The following is a 17,561-nucleotide window of genomic DNA, read 5'->3' as shown; positions in this document are numbered from 1 at the left end:
TCCGACAGTTCCCACCGACCGGGCTTTGCTCTACCAATGCGGGTACGGGCCTGGCCCGGCGGGAGGGTCAGTAATGCCGAGTTTCGACAGCCTGTTCAACGCCTTCGTCACCATTCTCGTGACCATCGATCCGCCCGGCCTGGCGCCTCTGTTCCTGGCCGTGACACGCGGCATGAACCGCGAGGAGCGCAGCCAAGTTTCCGTGCGCGCCTCGATCATCGGTTTCCTGGTGATGGCGCTGTTCGCCGTCGCCGGCGCCTCTATCCTGTCGGTGTTCGGCATCACCTTGCCGGCTTTCCGCGTCGCCGGCGGGTTCCTGCTGTTCTTCATCGCCTTCGAAATGGTCTTCGAGCGCCGGCAGGACCGCAAGGAGAAGATCGGCGACGTCGCCATCACCAAGGACATGATCCACAACATCGCCGCCTTCCCGCTGGCGATCCCGCTGATCGCCGGCCCCGGCGCGATTTCAGCGACGGTGCTGCTCTCCGGCTCGTTTCAGGGCTTTGCGGCGCAGGCGGCCCTGGTCGGCATCATTCTCGTCTGCCTCGTCATAACCTATCTGGTGTTCGTGCTGTCGGAACGCATCGACCGCGTCCTCGGCCAGACCGGCCGCTCGATCCTGACCCGCCTGCTCGGCGTCATCCTGGCGGCATTGGCGGTGCAGTTCGTGGCAGATGGCATCAAGGCGCTGATGGCCGGTTGAGCCCTACCGCCCTACTTCGCCGTGTCGACGATCTCGAAATCATGCGTAAGCGTGGCCGTCTTGGCCATCATGGCGGAAGCCGAGCAGTATTTGTCGATGGAAAGATCGATCGCGCGCTTGACCTTGTCGCGTGACAGCGCACGGCCCTTGACGATGAAATGCATATGGATGCGGGTGAACACCTTCGGGTCGGTCTCGGCCCGGTCGGCTTCGAGTTCGACCACGCAGTCCTCGACCGCCTCGCGGCCTTTTTCGAGGATATGGACGACATCATAGGCCGAGCAGCCGCCGGTGCCGATCAGCACCAGCTCCATCGGGCTCGGTCCCGGCGTCTTGCCTTCCGGACTGGACGCCGTGCCCAGCACGACCTTGTGGCCGCTGCCGGACTCGCCGACGAAGGTGCGCTCCTCGACCCATTTTACCCGTGCCTTCATCGCTCAGTCCTTTCAGCCCTTGATCGAGCTGGCGTCAGCTCAAAACCACCAATGCAAAACCCCGAAAGTCCATCCGGACCCTCGGGGCATATCGAGCACAAGCATTCGCCGTTTGGTACGGCTTCCGATCAGAACGGAATTTCGTCGTCCAGTTCGCGCGACGAACCACCGCCACCCCTGGGAGCGTTGCCGCCACCGCGGTTGAACCCTTCATTCGGGCTCGACTGGCCGAAATCGGAACCGCGGCTGCTGCTGCCACCGCTGTAGCCGCCGACCTGACCGCCCTCACCCTGGCCGCGCGCGTCGAGCATCTGCAGTTCGCCACGGAATTTCTGCAGCACGACTTCGGTCGTGTATTTGTCGGCACCGGTCTGGTCCTGCCATTTGCGCGTCTGCAGCTGGCCCTCGACATAGACCTTCATGCCCTTCTTCAGATACTGCTCGGCCACCTTGGCGATGCCCTCATTGAAGATGACGACGTTATGCCACTCGGTCTTTTCCTTGCGCTCGCCGGAATTCTTGTCGCGCCAGCTTTCCGACGTGGCGATGCGGATGTTGACGACCGGCTCGCCCGAATTGAGGCGGCGGATTTCAGGGTCCGCGCCGAGATTGCCGACCAGAATGACCTTGTTGACGCTACCCGCCATGATATTTCTCCGCGCTCATCTCTAACAAATTTTGTCGCAGCACCTTACAGGCTACCGACGTCAGCCGCCTGCCAAGGCTGGCTTTTCCCACAAGGTTTTTGTTCCCTTTTCGTTCCTATATGCACTGCCGCTGATTGTCAAGGAATGGCAGCAATGCCTCCACGCTGCATATGGGTCTCAGAACAGCGCTTGCCAAATCAATAAGTATCGACTTATGCTTTTGCCATGATCGAAGCAGAGATTTTCCGCGCCCTGGCCGACCCGACGCGCCGCGCCGTCTTCGAGCGTCTCGCGACGAGCGAGATGAGCGTGTCGGAACTGCGCAGCGGCCTCACGGTTTCGCAGCCAGGCGTCTCCCAGCATCTGGCGGTGCTGCGCGGCGCCGGCCTGGTGGTCGAACGACGTGCCGGCCGCAACGCCTATTACCGCGCCAATCCACAGGGACTTGCCCCGCTGCTCTCCTGGATTGAACGCTATCGGACGTTCTGGCCGGAACGCATCGAAAGACTGAAGGCCGTTTTGAAGGACATGGATCAATGAAGAACCAAAGCGAAGTCGCTCCAGATGCGCTCGAGTTCGAATACGACCTTGCCGAGCCGCCGGAAAAGGTTTGGCGGGCGCTGACCGTGCCGGAATTGCTCGCCGCCTGGATGATGCCGAATGACATTAGGCCTCGGACTGGCAGCCGCTTTGCCTTCGCCGGGTCTGACGCGCCGATCGAATGCGAGATCCTCGACGCCGAGCCCGAGCGCCTGCTGCGCTATTCCTGGCGCGAGCAGTCGGACGATGCGGCGCATCCACTCGACAGCACCGTCACCTTCACGCTCGCCCGTACCGTCTCCGGCGGCACGCATCTGCGCATCGTCCATGACGGCTTTGCCCGCAAGACGATGCCCGCAGTTGCGATGGCTGGCGCCGGCTGCCGGCTTTCGCTGCGCGGGGCCGGAAAACCTATCGCCGCGAACACACCACGCCTTCAGCTGCTGCGCGCGGCCTGAACACGGAAAATCGGAGAAGAAAAATGAGTGGTGTTGCCAGTCTTGTACCGATGGTGATCGAGCAATCGAGCCGCGGCGAACGCGCCTTCGACATTTTTTCGCGGCTGCTGCGCGAACGCATCGTGTTCATCAACGGCGAGATCAACGACGACGTCTCGGCGCTGGTCTGCGCGCAGCTTTTGTCGCTGGAGTCGGACAATCCCGAGAAGGAGATCTCGCTCTACATCAACTCGCCCGGTGGCATGGTGACCAGCGGCTTCGCCATCTACGACACGATGCAGTATATCAGCTGTCCGGTGTCGACCGTGTGCATGGGCTTTGCCGCATCGATGGGATCGTTCCTGCTGATGGCGGGTGCGGCCGGGCGCCGCATCGCGCTGCCGAACGCCACCATCCTGCTGCATCAGCCGCTGGGCGGCTTCCAGGGCCAGGCTTCCGACATCCAGCGGCACGCCGAACGCATTGGCCAGACCAAACGCCACATGACCGAACTCTACGCCCAGCATTGTGGCCGCAGCTATGAAGAGGTCGAACGCACGCTCGACCGCGACCATTTCATGACGGCCCGCGAGGCCCAGGCATGGGGCATTGTCGACCATGTCTTCGACACCCGCAAAAAGGCGGCATGAGGCAAAGCCCAGATCAAATCCTGTTAGGTGTCGAAGATTTAACGATACCGGTCTGGTTCCGCTGGCGGCAGGTCCCTATAACGGGGGATGACCGACACTCACCGATCCGGAACATCGCACCGTGTCACAGCCGCCATGGTGCTCGTCGTCGTCTGCCTCGCGTCCAGTTCGGCACTTGCCGACGGCGCTTCGTTGTCGGCGCAAAAAAGTGCCCTGCCTGGCGTGACCGGCGACTATCGCATCGCCAAGCCGGCCCCGGTGCCCGAACCCGACGACGCGTTCCCCAGCAGCGGCAACGGGCAGTTCAAGATCGGCAATACGGATGTCAGGATTTCCGGCAGCATCACCGTCGATGTCGGAGTTGGCGGGATCAAGCCGCCTAGATAGGCAGAGATCGGGCCTGGCAACTCGGGCCCGCCCAAAAGAACAGCCCCGCCGTGCCTTGGGGCAAACGGACGGGGCTTTTTCTGGATTTTTAATCCATTCTTGCCGGGAGTGTACTGCCGGCGTTTGATTTCGGATGCTTCGCGGCATTCAGCCGACGATCCGACCATAGTCTCTGATTTTAAGGGATACGGCAGGTCACGGTTTGTCGGGCGGCGTAAACGCCTGCCTCTGGCACTTATGCCTGCCGCGGCTCCAATGACAACTGAAGCCCTGGTGGACTATCCGGTGGCGTCATGCTCCGCTCCTGTGTCCATTGCGACATTGTCCTGGCGAAGCGCAAATCGCTAATGCCTGCGGCGTCTCGCAGGCCGCCTTGGGGCGGCGAGGCCATCGAAAGACGGCCGGCTTCGCTGACTTCCGAAGACTGCTCCCGTGAGTTGGCCGCGTCAACCATCAATAGCCGGTTACGGGAAAATGTGATCGCCGGGAGGTTACGTCCAGGTCAGTTTCCGCACAGCTTTGTCAGGAGCGTGTTCGGCCTTTGTTCTTTCCGCTTGCCCCCTCGCGCGAAAGACGGTTAAACGAGTTCTGTCGGGAGTTGTGGCGTCTCTCGACGTGGCGGCAAAAAGACCTACATAGGGGATGGCTGGGAAAACCCGCCAATCCCACGAATTCCAGATCTGAGGCGGCGACCGGCGATGGCCGACCATAAATTCCTTTCCATTCGCGGGGCGCGCGAACACAATCTGAAGAACGTCGATCTCGACCTGCCGCGTGACAGCCTGATCGTCATGACCGGCCTGTCGGGCTCCGGCAAATCGTCGCTCGCCTTCGACACCATCTATGCCGAGGGCCAGCGCCGCTATGTCGAGAGCCTCTCGGCCTATGCACGGCAATTCCTCGAAATGATGCAGAAGCCCGACGTCGACCAGATCGATGGCCTTTCGCCGGCCATCTCCATCGAGCAGAAGACCACGTCGAAGAACCCGCGTTCGACGGTCGGCACCGTCACCGAGATCTACGACTATATGCGGCTTCTGTTTGCCCGGGTCGGCGTGCCCTATTCGCCGGCCACCGGCCTGCCGATCGAGAGCCAGACGGTCAGCCAGATGGTCGACCGGGTATTGGCGGTCGAGGAAGGCACGCGCCTGTTCCTGCTGGCGCCCATCGTGCGGGGCCGCAAGGGCGAGTACCGCAAGGAACTGCTGGAGTTGCAGAAGAAGGGGTTCCAGCGCGTCAAGGTCGACGGCATCTTCTATGAAATCGCCGACGTGCCGGCGCTGGACAAGAAATACAAGCACGACATCGACGTCGTCGTCGACCGCATCGTCGTGCGCGGCGACCTTGCCACGCGTCTCGCCGACTCTATCGAGACAGCGCTGAAACTGGCCGAGGGGCTGGCGGTGGCCGAGTTCGCCGACAAGCCGCTCGACGCCAGCCAGACCGGTGAGGATTCGGTCAACAAATCGAAGAACGAGACGCATGAGCGCATCCTGTTCTCGGAGAAATTCGCTTGCCCCGTGTCCGGCTTCACCATTCCGGAGATCGAACCCAGGCTGTTCTCCTTCAACAACCCGTTCGGCGCTTGCCCGACCTGTGACGGTCTCGGCAGCCAGCGCGCCATCGATCCCAACCTCGTCGTGCCCGACGAAAACGTGTCGCTGCGCGACGGCGCCGTCAGCCCGTGGGCGAAGTCAACTTCGCCCTATTACTCGCAGACGCTCGAGGCATTGGGCAAGGCGTACGACTTCAAGCTCGGCGACAAGTTCAAGGATCTTTCGACGCAAGCCCAGGAGGCGATCCTGCGCGGCACCGGCGAGCGCGAAATCACCTTCCAATATGATGACGGACTGCGCTCCTACAAAACCACCAAGACCTTCGAAGGCGTCATCCCCAATCTCGAGCGGCGTTGGAAAGAGACCGAATCCGCCTGGATGCGCGAGGAGATCGAGCGCTTCATGTCGGCAACACCCTGCCCGGTCTGCAAGGGCTACCGGCTGAAGCCAGAAGCGCTGGCGGTGAAGATCGCCGGCAAGCACATTGGCGAGGTCACGGAACAGTCGATCCGCAACGCCGACAAATGGTTCACCGATCTGCCGGCGCAGCTCAACGACAAGCAGAACGAGATCGCTGTCCGCGTCTTGAAGGAAATCCGCGAGCGCCTGCGCTTTCTCAACGATGTCGGGCTCGACTATCTCACCTTGTCGCGCAATTCCGGCACGCTGTCGGGCGGCGAAAGCCAGCGCATCCGGCTGGCCTCGCAGATCGGCTCTGGGCTGACCGGCGTGCTCTATGTGCTGGACGAGCCATCGATCGGCCTGCACCAGCGTGACAACACCCGCCTGCTCGACACGCTCAAGCATCTGCGCGACATCGGCAACACGGTGATCGTCGTCGAGCATGACGAGGACGCCATCCTACATGCCGACTATGTCGTCGATATGGGTCCGGCCGCCGGCATCCATGGCGGCGAGATCATCGCCCAGGGCACGCCACAGCAGGTGATGGCCAACCCCAATTCGATCACCGGCAAATATCTTTCGGGCGCACTCGAAGTGGCAACGCCAGCCATTCGCCGCGAAGCCAAGAAGAACCGGCGGCTGAAGATTGTCGGCGCGCGCGGCAACAATCTGAAGAACGTCACCGCCGAAATCCCGCTCGGCACCTTCACCGCCGTCACCGGCGTGTCGGGCGGCGGCAAGTCGACCTTCCTGATCGAGACACTGTTCAAGGCGGCTTCGCGCCGCATCATGGGCTCGCGCGAGCATCCGGCCGAGCATGACCGCATCGAGGGGCTGGAATTCCTCGACAAGGTCATCGACATCGACCAGTCGCCCATTGGGCGGACGCCGCGTTCGAACCCCGCCACCTATACCGGTGCCTTCACGCCGATCCGCGACTGGTTCGCAGGTCTTCCCGAGGCGAAGGCGCGCGGCTACCAGCCGGGACGTTTTTCCTTCAACGTCAAGGGCGGCCGCTGCGAAGCCTGCCAGGGCGACGGCGTCATCAAGATCGAGATGCACTTTTTGCCCGACGTCTACGTCACCTGCGACGTCTGCCACGGCAAGCGCTACAACAGGGAGACGCTCGACGTCCTGTTCAAGGGCAAGTCGATCGCCGACGTGCTCGATATGACCGTCGAGGAAGGTGTCGATTTCTTCGCAGCCGTGCCTGGCGTGCGCGACAAGCTGGAGACGCTGAAGCAGGTCGGCCTTGGCTACATCCATATAGGCCAGCAGGCGACGACGCTGTCCGGCGGCGAGGCGCAGCGCATCAAGCTGGCCAAGGAACTGTCGCGCAAGGCGACCGGCAAGACGCTCTACATCCTCGACGAGCCGACCACCGGCCTGCATTTCCACGACGTCGCCAAGCTGTTGGAAGTGCTGCACGAACTGGTCGACCAGGGCAATACGGTGGTCGTCATCGAGCACAATCTCGAAGTGATAAAGACCGCCGACTGGGTGCTTGATCTCGGCCCCGAAGGCGGAGATGGCGGCGGCGAACTGGTCGCCTCCGGCACGCCGGAAGCCATCGTGCGCGAGAAACGCAGCTACACCGGCCAGTTCCTGAAAGAGCTTCTGGAGCGCCGCCCCGGAGGCAAGCGCGAAGCGGCGGAGTGATGACAGAGGATGGTCTGATCACGGTCCAGAGCCGCTTTGGCATGAGGCTTGCCCGTCCCGAAGATCTCGCCGCGATCGTCGCGCTGACGCAAGCGGCCTATGCTCCCTACAGTGCGATACTCGACGCGCCACCGATCCCGGTTACCGAGGACTACGCGCCACGCATCGCCCAGGGCGAGGTCCGGCTTCTTGAGAGCGACGGCGCGCTTGCCGGGCTGATCACGCTGGAACGCCATCCTGATCACGCGATGATCTTCTCCGTCGCGGTCGCCCCCGGCTTTCAAGGCAAGGGGTTCGGCATCGCGCTGCTCAATCATGCCGACGAGCAAGCGCGTCTGTGGGGTTTGCCGGAGGTGCGGCTCTACACCAACGCCAAGATGGAGCGGAACATCGCGCTCTATCTGGCCTATGGTTTTCACGAAACGAGTCGCCGACCCAACCCCTATCGGCCAGGGTGGATACTGGTCGACATGGCCAAACCCGTAGGAAGGCCCAGCGCGGCCTGATCGCTTTGAGAAATCTGGTAGGACGACAATGAGCACATCGGGAACAATCCGCGCCGGCATGGGCGGCTGGACCTTCGAGCCCTGGGACACGTCCTTCTATCCCGAAAAACTGTCGAAGGCGAAGCAACTGCAATATGCCACCCGGCAGGTGCCGAGCATCGAGGTCAACGGCACCTATTATTCGAGCTTCAAGGAGCCGACCTTCGTCAAATGGGCCAACGAGGCGCCGGACGGTTTCGTCTATTCGCTGAAAGGCAACCGCTTCGTCACCAACAGACGCGTGCTGGGCGAAGCCGGCGAATCGATGATGCGTTTCCTGAGTTCCGGCGTTGCAGCACTCGGCGACAAGCTCGGGCCGATCCTGTGGCAGTTCGCGCCGACCAAGAAGTTCGATCCGGACGATTTCGAAGCGTTTCTGAAGCTGCTGCCGGAAAGGCAGGACGGCGTCGCGCTGCGCCACGCGCTCGAAGTCCGCAACGACAGCTTTATCGTGCCGGAATTCGCCGCGCTTGCCCGAAAATACAAGGCGGCGATCGTCTATGCCGACCATGCCAAATATCCTGACATCGCCGATATCACCGGCGATTTCGTCTATGCGCGGCTGCAGACCGGCAGCGACGACAATCCTGATTGCTACACGCCAAAGGGCCTCGACGAATGGGCGGAGCGCGCAAAAATCTGGGCGGAAGGCAAGCAGCCGGCCGATCTGCGGCACGCCGACCCCGCCACCGACGCCCCGGTCCTGCCGCGCGACGTGTTCGTCTACTTCATCACCGAGGGCAAGGTGCGCGCACCCTTCGGGGCGATGGCGCTGATGAAGCGTGTGGCCGATTAAAGTGGCAAGCTTGCGCCGCGGTCATGTCTTTTGTCGCGACTTCGAGGTCGGGTGTTGCTGCGTGTTCGGAACCTGCGGGGCATCTTGACCGTTTTGCCTATCTCCCCGAGAGCCGGTTTCCACGGCGGCCGGGTGGGCAAAAGCGAGGAGAGATGGCTATCATCCTCATCGGAGCGTTGCTGACTATAGCCGGCCTTGTGTACATGGCGGTTGCAGCCCTGAGGCGCGGCCAGTTGAGCGGCGGCTCGGTGCCTGCGGGCTCGGATCGACCGAAGCCAAACCTGGCAATGACGGGTCCGACGCTTGAGCCACCCCGGCGTGGCCTTCGCTTCCTGGGCCTCTCGCAACATTGGCCGGGTTTGCTGATGATGGCGATCGGCATCATCATGCTGTTGTCGGTGGCAATTCTCTGACACAGAGAAATCCTTGGCGTTCTCGGCCCATCGTAACCTTATCGACACTTCCTTGCCGCATGAATGTGCCGACGCCAAGCCGCAGAGCTGGGACCGCCGGCAGGGAAAGAGAGGCATGTCGCTCGACTACACTTCGCTTCTGCTGGCCGTCGGGTTCTCCGCCGCTTGCCTCAGCCTCACATTGTTTGGCATGTGGCTGACCGCCCGCACGGAAAAATTCCTGCTGACATGGGCGATCAGTCTGGTGTTCGTGGTCGGCGATATCTTCATCTATGACGCCTATATCGAGATGCCGGGACGCCTGCTCGGCATCGCCACCTCGGCGTTCCTGCTGATCGGCTTTTCGGCCATGCTGGGTGCTGCCTATCAGTTCCGAACCGGCGGCTCGCCATTGCCACGGGCGCTGTGGGGTTGCGTTTCCTTGGCGATAGCGTTGCCTCCCATGGGTTTGGGCTATGATGGCCTCGGCTTCATGTTCGAGAACATGTTCGCCGCCTTGCTCCTGTTTGCCACGGCGTTCGAATATTGGAGAGGCCGCGATGAGGCACCCGCCCTGACGATCGGCATCATCGCGCTCTATTCGGCCACGGCCACGTCCTTCGCGCTCTGCGCCATGGTTCTTGCCTGGGATGGCGAACTGGTGCTCGGACACGCACCAAGCAACTGGGCCGAGGAGCTAAGCCTCATCGTGGTTATCGCCAGCATGACGGGTATTGGCGCGCTTTCGCTTGCCCTCAACCAGGGGCGTCTGGCGCGGCACCACCACCGCAACGCCCTGACGGATTCCTTGACCGGCCTGCTCAACCGGCGCGCTCTGTTCGAGATGCACGGCGACGTCCCGGTCGGCGCCTTTACCGCGGTGGTCGTCTTCGACCTCGACAATTTCAAAGCCATCAACGACGAATTCGGCCACGCGGCGGGCGATGAAGTGCTGAAGGTGTTCGCCAGGGAACTCGCTGGCAATCTTCGCCAGACCGACGTCGCCGCGCGCATGGGCGGCGAAGAATTCGCACTGGTACTGAAGCGCACGCTGCCGGAAACGGTCGAGGAATCGGCAGAGCGCATCCGGGCCGTGTTCGCGACGCGGCAGATAGAAACCGAAAACGGCTCGCTGAGCTGCACGGTTAGCGCCGGTTTTGCGTTTGGCAGCAAGGAAGGGCTCAGCTTCGACAAGGTGCTCAACGCCGCCGACAAGGCGCTCTACGACGCCAAGCGAGGCGGTCGCAACCGCGTCGTGACCGCCTCTCCCTTCCGGCGCGCGAGCTGATCACGCGTACATGCCGAGCCTGTGATTGTTGGATAGCGGAGGCCGCCCTTAGGCCGCCATGACGATTTCATTGAAGGCATCGAGGTCGACGTAGAAGACCTTGGTGATCTCCTCGATCAGATCGTCGTAGTCGCAGCCCTGTGACCTCAAGATATTGATGGCGGCGATGATGTCGACGCGTTCGGTAAGCCGCCGCTTCTGGTAGTCCTCGACGTAACGTTCCATGGCTGTCCCTTAGCCTGTGTGCCCAAACGCGTTTGAACGACAATCAGATCGGGAAGCTAGGAAGCCTTGCTTGCGTGGAACTTGCAGAACCTTCGCCGCGCCTCGATCTGCTATAACCAGACTGATACGGAAACGGCCGACTCACAAAGCCTGGAAAAGACTAGCATGCGATATTGCATGTGCCAGAGACGCAGATGATGGACGGAAGAAATATTGGACTTGCCAAGAACTTGAAATCTTCAAATGAAGTTCAGTGCCGATTCTAGACCGTGAGGAATTTGCGAACATCAGCCCGGTCTAAATCTTCCGCCGGGCCGGTGTGGACGATCTGGCCGCGATCCATGATGTTGACCTCGTCGGCGAGTTCGCGGCAGAAGTCGAGATACTGTTCGACCAGCAGCACGGCGATGCCGGCCTGGTCGCGCAGATAGCGTATGGCGCGGCCGATATCCTTGATGACAGAGGGCTGGATGCCTTCGGTCGGCTCATCGAGCACCAGCAGCTTCGGCCGCATTACCAGCGCCCTGCCGATGGCCAACTGCTGCTGTTGGCCGCCGGAAAGATCGCCGCCACGGCGGCCAAGCATCTGCCTCAGCACCGGAAACAGCTCGAAGACGTGCGCCGGCACGTTGCGGTCGGCGCGCCTCAAGGGGGCGAAGCCGGATTCGAGGTTTTCCCGCACGCTGAGCAGCGGAAAAATCTCTCTGCCCTGCGGCACGAATGCGATGCCCGACCGGGCGCGGTCATACGCCGCGCTCCGGTCGAGCGCCTTCCCCTCGAAGGCAACGCTCCCGCTCGTCAGCCGGTGGTGGCCGACGATCGATCTCATCAAACTGGTCTTGCCGACGCCGTTGCGGCCGAGCACGCAGGTGATCTTGCCCGCACCCGCCTTCAGCGACACGCCGCGCAGCGCCTGGGCGGCGCCATAGTGGAGCGTGGCATTGGAAACTTCGAGCATGTCAGCGCCTTCTCCAGAACCGGAGGAACGACATGTCGAAGTGATGGAATTGCACCCGCCAGATCATGCTCATCTTCCCAGATAGACTTCGACGACGCGCTCGTCGGCCGAGACGAAATCGAGCGTCCCTTCGGAGAGCACCGAACCTTCATGCAGACAGGTCACCTTCACGCCGAGTTCGCGCACGAAGTGCATGTCATGCTCGACGACGATGACCGAATGGTCGTGGGCGATATCCCTGAGCAGCCGCGCGGTTTCCTCGGTCTCGGCATCGGTCATGCCGGCAACCGGCTCATCGACCAGAAGCAGCTTCGGGTCCTGCGCCAGCAGCATACCGATCTCGAGCCATTGTTTCTGGCCGTGGCTGAGATTGGCGGCGAGCTCGCGGCGCTTGTCACCCAACCGGATGATGCCGAGGATGTCATCGATCCGCCGAGCCTCGGCGGCCGATTGGCGGTGGAACAGCGCCGGGAAGATCGAACGCGGCCCCTTTAGCGCCAGCATCAGGTTGTCTTCAACGCTGTGGCTTTCGAAGACGGTGGGCTTCTGGAATTTGCGACCGATGCCCATCATGGCGATTTCGGCTTCGTCATGCCTGGTGAGGTCCACCTGGCCGTCGAAGAATACTTCGCCTTCGTCGGGCCGTGTCTTGCCCGTGACGATGTCCATCATTGTCGTCTTGCCGGCGCCGTTGGGACCGATGATGGCGCGCATCTCGCCCTTGTCGAGCACCAGCGACAGATTGTTGATGGCACGAAAGCCGTCGAAGGAGACCGAGACGCCGTCGAGATAGAGGATGGTGTTGGATTTGCTCATGGCCGCTTACTCCGCCGCCTGCGGCTCGGGGGCGGACCAGGACCATTCGCCCGGATTTCTCGCCGGCGAACGAACCGGCTTCGAGGTCGCGGACACGATCCCAACCTCGGTGCCGGCTTCTTCAGCGGCGGAGGCCGCGCGCAACGCCCTGGCATTGCCGCGCCAGCTGTCCCACATGCCGATGATGCCCTTCGGCAAGAGCAAGGTGACGGCGACGAACAGGCCGCCCAGCGCAAACAACCAGAATTCCGGCAGCACGCCGGTGAACCAGGATTTGCCGGCATTGACGAGCAACGCGCCGATGATCGGTCCGACAATGGTGCCCCGCCCGCCGACCGCCGCCCAGATCACCACCTCGATGGAGTTGGACGGCTCGAACTCGCCGGGATTGATGATGCCGACCTGCGGCACGTAGAGCGCGCCGGCAATGCCGGCCATGACGGCCGAAACGGTGAAGGCAAACAGCTTTACGTTCTCCGCCCGCCAGCCGAGGAAGCGCGTGCGGCTCTCGGCGTCGCGCACGGCCATCAGCAGCTTGCCGTATTTGGAGCCGACGATCGCCCAGGTGATGAAGACGGCGAGTGCGAGCATGATGGCGCTGGCGGCGAACAGTGCCGAACGGGTCGCATCGGCTTGCACGTTGAAGCCCAGAATATCCTTGAAATCGGTGAGCCCGTTGTTGCCGCCGAAACCCATGTCGTTGCGGAAGAAGGCAAGCAGCAGCGCATAGGTCATCGCCTGGGTGATGATCGAGAGATAGACGCCGGTGACACGGCTGCGGAAAGCGAACCAGCCGAAGATGAAGGCAAGCAGGCCGGGCACTGCCAGCACCATGAGGCCGGCGAACCAGAAATGGTCGAAGCCGGTCCAGAACCAGGGCAATTCCTTGTAGTTCAGGAACACCATGAAATCGGGCAGGATCGGGTTGCCGTAGACGCCGCGCGAGCCGATCTGGCGCATCAGATACATTCCCATCGCATAGCCGCCGAGCGCGAAAAACGCGCCGTGGCCGAGCGAGAGGATGCCGCAATACCCCCAGACCAGGTCGAGCGAGAGCGCCAGCAGCGCATAGCAGAGATATTTGCCGGTCAGCGCCACGATGTAGGACGGCACGTAGAAGGCGCTGGTCGGCGAAACGGCCAGGTTGAGCAGCGGCACGATGACGGCCACCGCCAGCAGGACGAAAATGGTGATGGCGATGCGGCGGTCAGCGCCCGCGGCGAAGAAGCGTCCTGACATCATGCTTCCACCGCCCTGCCCTTGAGCGCGAACAGGCCGCGCGGGCGCTTCTGAATGAACAGGATGATCAGCACCAGGACGACGATCTTGCCGAGCACGGCGCCGGCATAGGGCTCGAGAACCTTGTTGACGATGCCCAGCGAAAAGGCGCCGACCAACGTGCCCCAGAGATTGCCGACACCGCCGAAGACGACGACCATGAAGCTGTCGATGATGTAGCCGCGGCCGAGATTGGGCGAGACATTGTCGATCTGGCTGAGCGCGACGCCGGCAATGCCGGCAATTCCCGATCCCAGCGCGAAAGTCAGCGCGTCGACCCAGGGCGTCCTGATGCCCATCGAGGCGGCCATGCGCCGGTTGGCGGTGACGGCGCGCATCTGCAAACCCCAGGGCGTGCGCTTCATCACGTAGAGCAGCATGCCGAACACCGTGAGCGCGAACACCAGAATCCACAGACGGTTCCAGGTGATGGCCAGTTGTCCGATGTCGAATGAGCCGGACATCCAAGACGGATTGCCGACCTCCTGGTTGGTCGGTCCGAAGATCGAGCGCACCGCCTGCTGCAGGATAAGCGAGACGCCCCAGGTCGCCAGCAGCGTCTCCAGCGGCCGGCCGTAGAGGAAGCGGATCACACCGCGTTCTATGATGAGACCGACGAACGCCGCAACCAGGAAGGCAAGCGGCAGCGCAATCACCAGCGACCAGTCGAACAATGAGGGAAAGGATGTCCGGATCACCTGCTGGACGACGAAGGTCGTGTAGGCGCCAAGCATCACCATCTCGCCATGTGCCATGTTGATGACGCCCATGACGCCGAACGTGATGGCAAGACCGATCGCGGCCAGCAGCAAGACCGACCCCAGCGAAATCCCGTACCAGATGTTCTGGCCGGCATCCCACAAGGCCAGCGTCGAATTGATACTGGCGATCGCAGCCGTCGCCGCGTCCTTGACGGTGCCGGAGGCACTGGCTTCGACCGAGGTAAGCACCGAAACCCCATCGCGGTCGCCACGCGCACCGATCAAGGCGACTGCGGCGAGTTTGTCGGCCTCAGGCCTATCGGAAACAAGCACCGAGGCCGCACGAGCCTGTTCTAGAAGGGCCTTGACGCTGGCCACGGTCTCGCTGGCGATCGCCGTGTCGAGCGGCCCGATATTTGCGGCATCGGGCGTCTTGAACATGGTGTCGGCCGCGGCCAACCGAACAGCCGGATCCTTGGCGCCAAGCGTCAACGTGCCCAGTGCGTCGCGGATGACGCGGCGCAGCGTGTTGTTGACCTTGATCTTGGCGACGCCGTCCTTGGCAGCCTCGCCAGATGCATCGCTGCTCAGCGGATCGAAAAGCTGGACGCTTTCGCCGGTTTCCTTGCCGACGAAGACCAGGGAATCGGTCTTGCGGATATAGAGGTTGCCGTCGGCGAGCGCCGAGAGCGGGCGTTCGACGGTCGGGTCGCCGGTAGCCGCCAGTTCATGGACGACAGCTCCGGTCTCCGAAAAACCCTTGGCCGTCGCGAATTTGGCGATGATGGCACGCAGATCGGCTTCGCCTGCCCCCGACGACGACAGCGTCGCCAGCAGGAACAACAGCGTCAGGCCAATCGTGCGGATCAAGGTCATCGGCTTCCGTGAACCCTTGGAGGCTTGAAATGGGGCGTCCGGACGATGGAGGAAACCGTCCGGACGCGCGCGGTCTTGGGCATGGGCCCGAAGGCCCAGCCCGGTAGACCTGGGAGGATCAGTTCGTTCCCTTGCCGCCGCACTTGCCCGTGGCAACGTTGAAGTTGCCGCAGGACAGAGGCTTGCGCCAATCGGAGATCAGGTCCTTGGAGTCGGGCAGGTAATCCGACCATTCGTCGCCCATCACCAGGCCCGGCGTGCGCGAAACCGTTTCGAACTGGCCGTCGGCCTGGATTTCGCCGATCAGCACCGGCTTGGTGATGTGATGGTTCGGCATCATCGTCGAGTAGCCGCCGGTCAGGTTCGGCACAGAAACGCCGACCATGGCGTCGATGACTTTGTCCGGATCGGTGGTGCCGGCCTTCTCGACCGCCTTCACCCACATGTTGAAGCCGATATAGTGGGCTTCCATCGGGTCGTTTGTGGTGCGCTTGTCGTTCTTGATGAACTTGTGCCAGTCGGCGATGAACTTCTTGTTCTCCGGCGTATCGACACTCTCGAAGTAGTTCCAGGCGGCGAGATGGCCGACCAGGGGCGCGGTGTCGAGACCGGCAAGCTCTTCCTCACCGACAGAGAAGGCCATGACCGGGATGTCCTCGGCCTTGATGCCCTGGTTGCCGAGTTCCTTGTAGAACGGCACGTTGGCATCGCCATTGACGGTCGACACGACGGCGGTCTTCTTGCCGGCCGAGCCGAATTTCTTGATCGCCGAGACTTCGGTCTGCCAGTCGGAGAAGCCGAACGGCGTATAGTTGACCATGATGTCTTCAGCCGCGACGCCCTTGGCTTTCAGATAGGCTTCGAGGATCTTGTTGGTGGTGCGTGGATAAACGTAGTCGGTGCCTTCGAGCACCCAGCGCTTCACCGAACCGCCATCCTCGCTCATCAAGTAATCGACCGCCGGAATGGCCTGCTGGTTCGGCGCGGCACCCGTGTAGAACACGTTGCGCTCGCTCTCCTCGCCTTCATACTGGACGGGGTAGAACAGGATGTTGTCGAGCTCGGAGAACACCGGCAGCACCGACTTGCGCGACACCGAGGTCCAGCAGCCGAACACCGCCGCGACCTTGTCCTTCGAGATCAGCTCGCGCGCCTTTTCGGCGAACAGGGGCCAGTTGGAAGCCGGATCGACGACGACAGCTTCGAGCTTCTTGCCGAGCAGGCCGCCCTTGGCGTTCTGCTCGTCGATGAGCATCAGCATGGCGTCCTTGAGCGTCGTCTCCGAAATCGCCATCGTGCCCGACAGCGAATGGAGAATGCCGACCTTGATCGTGTCGTCGGCAGCCCTGGCCGGAGCGGACATCACCAGACCGGCGGCAACCACGCTCGCCGAGAACATTTTTGTTATTGTCGAGAAATTACCCCTCATTGCGGAAGACTCCCAAGCTGGTTGATTGCACCGCAACACTACGATGCAACCCCCATGCCAACCGCTGTGGGTATGCCGAAAATGGGAAAATAATCGAACTTTGTCAGTTAGTTATTATATTAGACTGAACAAAATAAAGAGAGCCGGTTAAGAATTGGCTGAGGGAATTTTGCGCAGCACACAGGCATTTGCCTAAATTTTGCCCAAATTGATCAAGTGCCTAGTTTTTGATCTCGACAAACAGATCGCAGACAGCGGATGTTGCGGCACGGAACGGAAATAGGGCAAGCTCGCGTTTCAACCGAGCAACGTCATGGCATCCCTGATTTCCCGCACTTTTATTGGCACAGTGCTTCTGGCGGCGGCAACCGGGGCGGCGCGGGCCGATTTCAGCGACGGCAAGATGCCCGACGGCACCTATCACTGCGAAGTCTACCTGCTCGGCATGTTCCTCAATCTCGGCGACATCACCATCAAGGGAAACATCTATACAGGCCCCGTCACCTTCGGTACCGCCCAACAGGCTTACAATTACCAGATGGACGCAAACGGTGTGATCTCCTGGCTGGGTCCACTGGGCGGCTACACTACTGGCGGCAACGCGCTCTCGATGACCCAGGCCACGCTGGACGGCGAGAGCCCGCCCTCCTTCGACATCATCATGAAGCAGCCCGATGGTGCCTTCACCGCCTCGACCTGCACCCGGGGAGGCAATCAGTAGGTCTTCCCTTGCAACGGCACCGCCTCGGTGCGGTCTGCAACCCTGCCCGTCTTATCACGTCATTTGGATGTTGCCGCAACGACCGCCGGCCGGTCGGAGCCTGAGGCCGCGAACAACA

Annotated in this window: 19 protein-coding genes; 11 read left to right on the top strand and 8 right to left on the bottom strand. The window is 61.9% G+C overall.

From position 1 onward, the window contains the following. Positions 1 to 73: 73 nt before the first annotated feature. Positions 74 to 703, top strand: coding sequence for a MarC family protein (locus tag LB536_RS04160; protein ID WP_224590215.1), 630 nt, complete (start codon positions 74 to 76; stop codon positions 701 to 703). An 11-nt stretch (positions 704 to 714) separates the two neighbouring features. Here LB536_RS04160 and LB536_RS04155 read toward each other — a convergent pair whose 3' ends face one another. After that, positions 715 to 1,137 carry an OsmC family protein gene (locus tag LB536_RS04155; RefSeq protein ID WP_224590214.1) on the bottom strand — a complete coding sequence of 141 codons (423 nt, stop codon included), beginning with the start codon at positions 1,135 to 1,137 and terminating at the stop codon, positions 715 to 717. A gap of 128 nt (positions 1,138 to 1,265) precedes the next feature. Next, entirely contained in the window at positions 1,266 to 1,784 is a 519-nt protein-coding gene (locus LB536_RS04150; protein ID WP_224590213.1) for a single-stranded DNA-binding protein, read from the bottom strand. Between the two features lie 225 nt (positions 1,785 to 2,009). On the opposite strand from LB536_RS04150, the gene LB536_RS04145 reads away from it, so the two are divergent. The 9 genes from LB536_RS04145 (at position 2,010) to LB536_RS04105 (ending at position 10,439) form a co-directional block, all read left to right on the top strand. Beyond that, the gene (locus LB536_RS04145; protein ID WP_224590212.1) at positions 2,010 to 2,324 is read left to right on the top strand and encodes an ArsR/SmtB family transcription factor; all 315 of its coding nucleotides are present in this window, start codon (positions 2,010 to 2,012) and stop codon (positions 2,322 to 2,324) included. Continuing rightward, the gene (locus LB536_RS04140) at positions 2,321 to 2,782 is read left to right on the top strand and encodes an SRPBCC family protein (RefSeq protein WP_140808560.1); all 462 of its coding nucleotides are present in this window, start codon (positions 2,321 to 2,323) and stop codon (positions 2,780 to 2,782) included. The genes LB536_RS04145 and LB536_RS04140 overlap by 4 nt, the downstream gene beginning before the upstream one ends. 23 nt (positions 2,783 to 2,805) lie before the next feature. Beyond that, positions 2,806 to 3,411, top strand: coding sequence for an ATP-dependent Clp protease proteolytic subunit (locus LB536_RS04135; RefSeq protein WP_140757529.1), 606 nt, complete (start codon positions 2,806 to 2,808; stop codon positions 3,409 to 3,411). A gap of 87 nt (positions 3,412 to 3,498) precedes the next feature. Continuing rightward, positions 3,499 to 3,798 (top strand): hypothetical protein, encoded by a 300-nt coding sequence (locus LB536_RS04130; RefSeq protein WP_224590211.1) that lies wholly within the window; start codon positions 3,499 to 3,501, stop codon positions 3,796 to 3,798. A 698-nt stretch (positions 3,799 to 4,496) separates the two neighbouring features. Next, on the top strand, positions 4,497 to 7,418 hold the full coding sequence (uvrA, locus tag LB536_RS04125) for an excinuclease ABC subunit UvrA (protein ID WP_224590210.1): 2,922 nt from the start codon (positions 4,497 to 4,499) through the stop codon (positions 7,416 to 7,418). Positions 7,419 to 7,459: 41 nt separating this feature from the next. Beyond that, positions 7,460 to 7,924: a GNAT family N-acetyltransferase gene (locus LB536_RS04120; RefSeq protein WP_224590355.1), complete on the top strand. Its 465-nt coding sequence runs from the start codon at positions 7,460 to 7,462 to the stop codon at positions 7,922 to 7,924. Between the two features lie 28 nt (positions 7,925 to 7,952). After that, a complete protein-coding gene (locus LB536_RS04115) occupies positions 7,953 to 8,759 on the top strand; it encodes a DUF72 domain-containing protein (RefSeq protein ID WP_224590209.1) in 807 nt (268 codons plus the stop codon). A gap of 152 nt (positions 8,760 to 8,911) precedes the next feature. Continuing rightward, entirely contained in the window at positions 8,912 to 9,172 is a 261-nt protein-coding gene (locus LB536_RS04110; RefSeq protein ID WP_224590208.1) for a hypothetical protein, read from the top strand. A gap of 115 nt (positions 9,173 to 9,287) precedes the next feature. Then, the gene (locus LB536_RS04105) at positions 9,288 to 10,439 is read left to right on the top strand and encodes a GGDEF domain-containing protein (protein ID WP_140808569.1); all 1,152 of its coding nucleotides are present in this window, start codon (positions 9,288 to 9,290) and stop codon (positions 10,437 to 10,439) included. A gap of 48 nt (positions 10,440 to 10,487) precedes the next feature. Here LB536_RS04105 and LB536_RS04100 read toward each other — a convergent pair whose 3' ends face one another. From LB536_RS04100 to urtA, 6 genes are all read right to left on the bottom strand, one after another. Then, positions 10,488 to 10,664: a hypothetical protein gene (locus LB536_RS04100; RefSeq protein ID WP_084636783.1), complete on the bottom strand. Its 177-nt coding sequence runs from the start codon at positions 10,662 to 10,664 to the stop codon at positions 10,488 to 10,490. Between the two features lie 262 nt (positions 10,665 to 10,926). Beyond that, a complete protein-coding gene (gene urtE / locus LB536_RS04095; protein WP_140757535.1) occupies positions 10,927 to 11,622 on the bottom strand; it encodes an urea ABC transporter ATP-binding subunit UrtE in 696 nt (231 codons plus the stop codon). Positions 11,623 to 11,691: 69 nt separating this feature from the next. Then, on the bottom strand, positions 11,692 to 12,438 hold the full coding sequence (gene urtD / locus LB536_RS04090) for an urea ABC transporter ATP-binding protein UrtD (RefSeq protein ID WP_140757536.1): 747 nt from the start codon (positions 12,436 to 12,438) through the stop codon (positions 11,692 to 11,694). Positions 12,439 to 12,444: 6 nt separating this feature from the next. After that, positions 12,445 to 13,680, bottom strand: a complete 1,236-nt coding sequence (urtC, locus tag LB536_RS04085) for an urea ABC transporter permease subunit UrtC (protein WP_224590207.1) — start codon at positions 13,678 to 13,680, stop codon at positions 12,445 to 12,447. After that, positions 13,677 to 15,293 (bottom strand): urea ABC transporter permease subunit UrtB, encoded by a 1,617-nt coding sequence (urtB, locus tag LB536_RS04080; RefSeq protein ID WP_224590206.1) that lies wholly within the window; start codon positions 15,291 to 15,293, stop codon positions 13,677 to 13,679. The genes urtC and urtB overlap by 4 nt, the downstream gene beginning before the upstream one ends. 118 nt (positions 15,294 to 15,411) lie before the next feature. Then, positions 15,412 to 16,692 carry an urea ABC transporter substrate-binding protein gene (gene urtA / locus LB536_RS04075; RefSeq protein WP_224590354.1) on the bottom strand — a complete coding sequence of 427 codons (1,281 nt, stop codon included), beginning with the start codon at positions 16,690 to 16,692 and terminating at the stop codon, positions 15,412 to 15,414. A gap of 343 nt (positions 16,693 to 17,035) precedes the next feature. Between urtA and LB536_RS04070 the strand changes: the two genes are divergently transcribed. Next, positions 17,036 to 17,443 carry a hypothetical protein gene (locus LB536_RS04070; RefSeq protein WP_140757540.1) on the top strand — a complete coding sequence of 136 codons (408 nt, stop codon included), beginning with the start codon at positions 17,036 to 17,038 and terminating at the stop codon, positions 17,441 to 17,443. Positions 17,444 to 17,561 lie beyond the last annotated feature (118 nt).

Origin of the sequence: Mesorhizobium sp. ES1-3 (genome assembly GCF_020164795.1) — a bacterium.
Classification (GTDB): Bacteria; Pseudomonadota; Alphaproteobacteria; order Rhizobiales; family Rhizobiaceae; genus Mesorhizobium.
Note: the sequence above shows the minus strand (reverse complement) of the source record. Positions and strands in the feature narration are given on the sequence as shown.

Coding starts and splice junctions, on each gene's coding strand:
- LB536_RS04150 (WP_224590213.1), bottom strand. CDS start 1,784: ATGGCGGGTAGCGTCAACAAGGTCATTCTGGTCGGCAATCTCGGCGCG.
- urtA (WP_224590354.1), bottom strand. CDS start 16,692: ATGTTCTCGGCGAGCGTGGTTGCCGCCGGTCTGGTGATGTCCGCTCCG.
- LB536_RS04130 (WP_224590211.1), top strand. CDS start 3,499: ATGACCGACACTCACCGATCCGGAACATCGCACCGTGTCACAGCCGCC.
- LB536_RS04115 (WP_224590209.1), top strand. CDS start 7,953: ATGAGCACATCGGGAACAATCCGCGCCGGCATGGGCGGCTGGACCTTC.
- LB536_RS04135 (WP_140757529.1), top strand. CDS start 2,806: ATGAGTGGTGTTGCCAGTCTTGTACCGATGGTGATCGAGCAATCGAGC.
- LB536_RS04145 (WP_224590212.1), top strand. CDS start 2,010: ATGATCGAAGCAGAGATTTTCCGCGCCCTGGCCGACCCGACGCGCCGC.
- LB536_RS04120 (WP_224590355.1), top strand. CDS start 7,460: ATGAGGCTTGCCCGTCCCGAAGATCTCGCCGCGATCGTCGCGCTGACG.
- LB536_RS04100 (WP_084636783.1), bottom strand. CDS start 10,664: ATGGAACGTTACGTCGAGGACTACCAGAAGCGGCGGCTTACCGAACGC.
- urtE (WP_140757535.1), bottom strand. CDS start 11,622: ATGCTCGAAGTTTCCAATGCCACGCTCCACTATGGCGCCGCCCAGGCG.
- LB536_RS04070 (WP_140757540.1), top strand. CDS start 17,036: ATGGCATCCCTGATTTCCCGCACTTTTATTGGCACAGTGCTTCTGGCG.
- LB536_RS04140 (WP_140808560.1), top strand. CDS start 2,321: ATGAAGAACCAAAGCGAAGTCGCTCCAGATGCGCTCGAGTTCGAATAC.
- LB536_RS04160 (WP_224590215.1), top strand. CDS start 74: ATGCCGAGTTTCGACAGCCTGTTCAACGCCTTCGTCACCATTCTCGTG.
- uvrA (WP_224590210.1), top strand. CDS start 4,497: ATGGCCGACCATAAATTCCTTTCCATTCGCGGGGCGCGCGAACACAAT.
- urtC (WP_224590207.1), bottom strand. CDS start 13,680: ATGATGTCAGGACGCTTCTTCGCCGCGGGCGCTGACCGCCGCATCGCC.
- LB536_RS04110 (WP_224590208.1), top strand. CDS start 8,912: ATGGCTATCATCCTCATCGGAGCGTTGCTGACTATAGCCGGCCTTGTG.
- LB536_RS04105 (WP_140808569.1), top strand. CDS start 9,288: ATGTCGCTCGACTACACTTCGCTTCTGCTGGCCGTCGGGTTCTCCGCC.
- urtB (WP_224590206.1), bottom strand. CDS start 15,293: ATGACCTTGATCCGCACGATTGGCCTGACGCTGTTGTTCCTGCTGGCG.
- LB536_RS04155 (WP_224590214.1), bottom strand. CDS start 1,137: ATGAAGGCACGGGTAAAATGGGTCGAGGAGCGCACCTTCGTCGGCGAG.
- urtD (WP_140757536.1), bottom strand. CDS start 12,438: ATGAGCAAATCCAACACCATCCTCTATCTCGACGGCGTCTCGGTCTCC.